Genomic DNA, 5,635 nt, shown 5'->3' on the forward strand with positions numbered 1-5,635 from the left:
CCCCCGGGCTGGCCCCGGCCGCGCTGGCAGGGCCGCCGCGGCGGCCGGTGGCGGTCTGCGACCTGGTGGGCCCCGGCCGCTCCTTCACCGCCGCGATCGGCGAGCTCGGCCGGTGGTGCGCCGACGAGGGCGTCCGCCTCGGCGAGGTGCGGGTGCTCGGGCTGGTGCCGCTGGCCAGGACCGACCCCGCGCCGTGGCCGTGGCGCGACCGGCGCGTGCCCTGGACGCGCGCCGCCTCCTCCGGCCTCACGCTGACCGCGGTGCCGCTCGACAAGCGCGTGTGGGACCGGCTCGCTCGGGGCAGGCCCGTCGAGTACGTCCACGCCTACGGCCGCCTGGACGGCCGCCGGGACATCGCAGGCTCGCTGCGGCGGCGGGGCCGGACGGACGAGCCGTGGCCGGGCGCGCTGGCCGCCGAGCTAGACCGGTGGTGAGGCGGCGCCGGCCAGCACCCGGTCGACGAACGCCGTGACGTCCGCGAGGACCTCGTCGCGGTTGGTCTCGTTGAACACCTCGTGCCGGGCCCCGGGGTAGATCCGCTCGGTCAGGTCGGAGCCGCGGACGGCCTCGATGCCGGTGCGGGTGCCGTCCAGGGGCACCAGCCGGTCGTCGTCGCCGTGCACCCACAGCGTGGGCAGGTCGCCCAGCGGGCCGTGCGCGGACGCCGCGCGGATCGCCGCGTCCAGCGCCTCCAGCGTCGGCCGCTTGAACGGCCCGTGCCAGACCAGCGGGTCCGCGGCGTAGGCCTTGCCGACGGCGGGGTCGCGCGACAGCGTGCCGGGGTCGATCGGCACGTCGGGGATCTCCTCCAGCGCCAGCAGCTGCGACAGCGCGTCCCAGCGGCCCAGCACCGGCCCCGACAGCACCAGCGCGGTCAGCTCCGGGCCGTGCAGTTGCGCGCAGCGGGTGGCGATCAGCCCGCCCATGGAGTGGCCGATCATCACCACGGGCAGGTCCGGATGGTCCTCGCGGGCCGCCGCCACGACCGTGTGCACATCGGCCACCAGGTCGCCGACGTCCTCGACCAGCACGCGCTCGCCCGCCGACAGGCCGTGCCCGGCGTGGTCGGGCCCGCACACCACCGCGCCGTGCCGGACCAGCGCCGCGGCGACGTGGTCGTAGCGGCCGAGGTGCTCGCCGTACCCGTGCACCAGCACCGCCGCGTAGCGCGGGGCCGGGTTCGGCCAGGTCCGCGCGGTGACCGCGCCGCGCGTCCCCGCGAACTCCCAGCGCCGTGCCGTGGTCATCGCCGCACCTCCGGGGCTGCTCGGCGGAGGCGGTCTCCGGTGGCCGCCCGATCGAGTGATCTTCCCGATACGGTCTCGCGGCCGGCGCGGATCGTCAACCGCGGCAATAGGCTGGTGTTTCACGGCAATTCAGGCGGTCCGTTCGACGCGGCGCCGCCACGGCAGCGGGAAAGGGCGTCCGTGCTGGTCGACACCTTCGGTCGTACCGCCACCGATCTGCGGGTCTCCCTGACGGATCGGTGCAATCTGCGGTGCTCCTACTGCATGCCTCCCGAGGGCCTGGACTGGCTGCCCAAGCCGGAGCTGCTCACCGACGACGAGGTGGTGCGGCTGGTGCGGGTGGGCGTCGAACGGCTCGGCATCACCGAGGTCCGCTACACCGGCGGCGAGCCGCTGCTGCGCCGCGGCCTGGCCGGCATCGTGCGGCGCACCGCCGAGCTGCGGCCCCGCCCGCAGATCTCGATCACCACCAACGGCATCGGGCTGGACCGGCTGGCCGCCCCGCTGGCCGAGGCGGGCCTGGACCGCGTCAACGTGTCCCTGGACACCCTCGACCCCGAGGTCTTCCGGCGGCTGGCGCACCGCGACCGCCTCGACGACGTGCTGGCCGGCCTGGCCGCCGCGGCCGCCGCGGGCCTGGCGCCGGTCAAGGTCAACGCGGTGCTGATGCGCGGCGTCAACGACCACGAGGCGGTGCCGCTGCTGCGCTACTGCCTCGAGCACGGCTACCGGCTGCGGTTCATCGAGCAGATGCCGCTGGACGCCCAGCACGGCTGGACCCGCGCCGGCATGGTCACCGCCGACGAGATCCTGGCCCGGCTGGGCGAGGAGTTCGCCCTCACCCCGGGCGACCCGGCGGCCCGCGGCAGCGCCCCGGCCGAGACGTACCTGGTCGACGGCGGCCCCGGCACGGTCGGGGTGATCGGCTCGGTGACCCGGCCGTTCTGCGGCGCCTGCGACCGGGTCCGGCTCACCGCCGACGGGCAGGTCCGCAACTGCCTGTTCGCCACCGAGGAGTCCGACCTGCGCACCGCGCTGCGCGGCGGCGCCTCCGACGAGGAGCTGGCCGAGCGGTGGCGGGCCGCGGTGCGCGGCAAGCGCGCCGGGCACGGCATCGACGACCCCTCCTTCCTGCAGCCCGCCCGTCCCATGTCCGCGATCGGCGGATGAGCACGGCGCCGACGGGGGAGCCGGTCATGCGGGACAGCGGCGAGGGTTCCGGCGCGGGCCTCGGCGACGGTCACGGCGAGGGGTTCGACGCGGTGGTGCTGGCGGGCGGCCGCGCCCGCCGGATGGACGGCGCCGACAAGCCCGGCCTGACAGTCGGCGGCCGCACCCTGGTCGAGCGCGTCGCCGAGGCGGTGCGGGACGCCCGGCGCCTGATCGTCGTCGGGCCGCCCCGGGCGGAGCTGCCGCACGCGACCGTGGTGCGCGAGGACCCGCCCGGCTCCGGGCCCGTCCCCGCCCTGCGCGCCGGGCTGGCCGAGGTGCGGGCCCCCTGGCTGGCGCTGCTGGCCGCCGACATGCCGTTCCTGCTCCCCGGGCACGTCGCCGCGCTGCTGGACGCCGCGCGCCGGGCCGGTGCGCCGGGGGCGGTGCTGGTCGACGCGGAAGGGCGGGAACAATGGCTCGCGGGATGCTGGCGCACCGCCGGACTGCGCGCCGCGCTCACCGGCTACCGGGGCGCCTCGCTGCGCGGCCTGCTGGGCCCGCTGGCGCCCGCCCGGGTGTCCCCCGGGCCGGGCGGCGCGGAACGGGAGCGGCCCGCGTGGTACGACTGCGACACCCCCGGCGCACTGGCGCACGCCCGGCGCCTGCTGACCGAAGGGGAGGAGTGACGATGCTGGAGGAGTGGATCGAGGCCGTCTGCCGGGAGCTCGGCCTGGCCCGCGGCGAGGTCGACCGCGACCTGGTGCTGGACCTGGCCCGCGACGTCGCCCACGGCGTGGCCCGGCCCGGCGCCCCGCTGACGGCCTTCCTGCTCGGCCTGGCCGTCGGCCGCGGCGCGCCCGCCCGGGACGCCGCCGCGCGCATCACCGAGCTGGCCGAGAGCTGGGCGGCCGGGCGCACGGCGGACGACCCGTCCGGTGCGGCGCAGTCGCCGACCGGCCCGGCCTGAAGGGCCCGGCCTGAAGCGCAAGGTGCCCGCCCGGGCGGCCGGGGCGGTCTAGGCGGGCCCGTCCAGCTCGGCGAGCGGGACGACGTCGCGCAGGAACCCGCGGCGGTCCAGGAACACCGACAGGTGCTCGCGGTGCGCGTCGCAGGCCAGCCAGATCTTGCGCCGCTCCGGGGTGTGGATCTTCGGGTTGTTCCAGCGCAGCGCCCACACGGCGGCGTCCCGGCAGCCCTTGGCCGAGCACCGCGGCGCCTCGTCCTGAGGGGTGGGGTCGGGGGCGGGGTCCGGCGGCACATCCGTCACATGACCACCTTGTCACAAAAGTCTGCGGAGTGACCCGCGCGGGGCCGCGGTTCGGCCGGTGTTTGGACCGTGACGGCCCCGGACATGCTCCGGTCCGTGCCCACCGGATCGCCCACCGGATCGCCCACCGGACCGGCGAGCGCGCCCGCGGCGGTGCGCTGCGCCCGGCGGCGCTGGCAGGCCCTGGCGGTGTGCCTGGTCGCCGCGTTCATGACCCTCCTGGACGTCAGCATCGTCAACGTCGCGCTGCCGTCGATCCAGCAGGGGCTGCGCGCCTCGGAGTCGGGCCTGCAGTGGATCGTGTCGGGCTACGCGCTGACGTTCGGCCTGGTGCTGGTGCCGGCCGGGCGCCTGGGCGACGCGCGCAGCCGCCGCGCGGTGTTCATGGCCGGGCTGGCGCTGTTCACCGCCTCCAGCGGCCTGGCCGGGCTCGCCCCGACCGTCGGGCTGCTGGTCGCGGCCCGGCTGGTGCAGGGCGCGGCGGCGGGCGTGCTGCAGCCGCAGACCGCCGGGCTGATCCAGCAGCTGTTCGTCGGCGCCGAACGCGGCCGGGCGTTCGGCGCGCTCGGCGCCGTCATCGGCATCGCCACCGCCGTCGGGCCCTTGCTCGGCGGCGCGCTGATCGCCCTGGCCGGGGCCGAGGAGGGCTGGCGCTGGGTGTTCTACGTCAACATCCCCGTCGGCCTGGTGGCGCTGCCGCTGGCGTGGCGGCTGCTGCCCCCGCCCCGCTACGGGGAGCGGCGCGGCCTCGACCCGGTCGGCGTGCTGCTGCTGGGCGTCGGCGTCGTGTGCGTGATGCTGCCGTTCGTCCAGGAACGGCAGTGGCACGGCGCCGGCAAGTGGCTGCTGCTGCCGCTCGGCGCCGCCGTGATCGCGGTGTTCGCGGTGTGGGAGCGGCGGCACCCCTCGCCGATGGTGGACCTGGCGCTGTTCCGCCTGCGCTCCTACGGCCTGGGCACCGCCATCGCCGTGCTGTACTTCGCCGGATTCACCGCGATCTTCTTCACCTACACCCTCTACCTGCAGATCGGGCTCGGCTACGGCGCCCTGCCGGCGGGCGCGGCGATGACCCCGTTCGCGCTCGGGTCGGCCGTGGCCGCCACGGTCGGCGGACGCATCGTGGCGCGCTACGGCCGACTCCTCGTCGCGGCGGGGCTGGCGGTCGTCGCCGCCGGGCTGGTCGCGCTGTGGGCCGCCGTGGAACTGCGGCCCGGTCCGGACGTGGCATGGTTCACCGCCCTGCCGCTGCTGGTGGCGGGGGTCGGCAGCGGACTGGTCATCGCGCCCAACCAGACGATCACCCTGGCGGAGGTGCCGCAGTCGGGCGGCGGCAGCGCCGCCGGGGTGCTGCAGACCGGGCAGCGCTTCGGCGCCGCCGTCGGCATCGCCACCACCGGCGCGGTCTACTTCGCCACCGTCGCCGCTACGCGCGGCGACTGGGCGCTGGCGTTCCGGCACGGCCTGCTCGTCGTGATCGGACTCGTCCTGGCGGCCCTGGCCGCCGCGCTGTACGTGCTGCGGCACGCGGTGCGCCGCCTCGGCGGGATCACCGGCGACGTGCTCGGCGCCCTCGTCGAGCTGGCGGCCACCGCGGCCCTGGTCGCCATGGCGACCGGCTGAGACGCGTCAGGCGGCCAGCGCCCGGCGGGCGTACCCGCGCACGTCGGCGTCGCTGTCGTCGAGCGCGGCGCGCAGCGCGTCGGCCACGGCCGGATCGGCGACCCACCGGCCGAGGGTGATCACGGCGGCCTTGCGGACGTCCAGGTGCGGGTCGGCCAGCGCCTTGATCAGCGGGTCGGCCGCCACCTCGCGGGACGCGCCCGCCAGGCCCCGGGCGGCGCCGACGCGCACCTGCCAGGCCGGGTCGTGCAGCGCCTCGTCCGCCGCGCCGTCCAGCGGGGACGGGCAGCCCACCCCGGCCAGGGCCTCGAACGCGGCGGCGCGCACCAGCGGGTCGGCGTCGCGCACC

8 protein-coding genes are annotated in these 5,635 nt (G+C 77.2%); 5 read left to right on the forward strand and 3 right to left on the reverse strand.

Annotated elements, in window-relative coordinates; all coding sequences use genetic code 11:
• On the forward strand, window positions 1-434 hold a 434-nt coding region (locus tag ABD879_RS31760; RefSeq protein ID WP_345025472.1), incomplete at its 5' end, for a hypothetical protein.
• Here ABD879_RS31760 and ABD879_RS31765 read toward each other — a convergent pair.
• Window positions 420-1,247 carry an alpha/beta hydrolase gene (locus ABD879_RS31765; RefSeq protein ID WP_345025473.1) on the reverse strand — a complete coding sequence of 276 codons (828 nt, stop codon included), beginning with the start codon at window positions 1,245-1,247 and terminating at the stop codon, window positions 420-422. The genes ABD879_RS31760 and ABD879_RS31765 overlap by 15 nt on opposite strands.
• Window positions 1,248-1,427: 180 nt before the next feature.
• Between ABD879_RS31765 and moaA the strand changes: the two genes are divergently transcribed.
• From moaA to ABD879_RS31780, 3 genes are read left to right on the forward strand one after another with little or no spacing between them, the layout of a single operon-like run.
• Window positions 1,428-2,417: a GTP 3',8-cyclase MoaA gene (gene moaA / locus ABD879_RS31770; RefSeq protein ID WP_345025474.1), complete on the forward strand. Its 990-nt coding sequence runs from the start codon at window positions 1,428-1,430 to the stop codon at window positions 2,415-2,417.
• A 26-nt stretch (window positions 2,418-2,443) separates the two neighbouring features.
• Window positions 2,444-3,085 (forward strand): molybdenum cofactor guanylyltransferase, encoded by a 642-nt coding sequence (gene mobA / locus ABD879_RS31775; RefSeq protein WP_345025476.1) that lies wholly within the window; start codon window positions 2,444-2,446, stop codon window positions 3,083-3,085.
• Between the two features lie 2 nt (window positions 3,086-3,087).
• Window positions 3,088-3,366 (forward strand): DUF6457 domain-containing protein, encoded by a 279-nt coding sequence (locus tag ABD879_RS31780; protein WP_345025477.1) that lies wholly within the window; start codon window positions 3,088-3,090, stop codon window positions 3,364-3,366.
• Window positions 3,367-3,414: 48 nt separating this feature from the next.
• On the opposite strand, the gene ABD879_RS31785 is transcribed toward ABD879_RS31780, so the two are convergent.
• Complete coding sequence (locus ABD879_RS31785) at window positions 3,415-3,666, reverse strand: hypothetical protein (RefSeq protein WP_345025478.1); 252 nt, start codon at window positions 3,664-3,666, stop codon at window positions 3,415-3,417.
• 96 nt (window positions 3,667-3,762) lie between these two features.
• On the opposite strand from ABD879_RS31785, the gene ABD879_RS31790 reads away from it, so the two are divergent.
• Entirely contained in the window at window positions 3,763-5,286 is a 1,524-nt protein-coding gene (locus tag ABD879_RS31790) for an MFS transporter (protein ID WP_345025479.1), read from the forward strand.
• Between the two features lie 6 nt (window positions 5,287-5,292).
• Here the strand turns inward: ABD879_RS31790 and ABD879_RS31795 are convergent.
• Window positions 5,293-5,635 (reverse strand): HEAT repeat domain-containing protein (locus ABD879_RS31795; RefSeq protein ID WP_345025480.1); only part of this gene is annotated, 343 nt, incomplete at its 5' end.

Origin of the sequence: Actinomadura keratinilytica (genome assembly GCF_039539665.1) — a bacterium.
Taxonomy (GTDB): Bacteria; Actinomycetota; Actinomycetes; order Streptosporangiales; family Streptosporangiaceae; genus Spirillospora; species Spirillospora keratinilytica.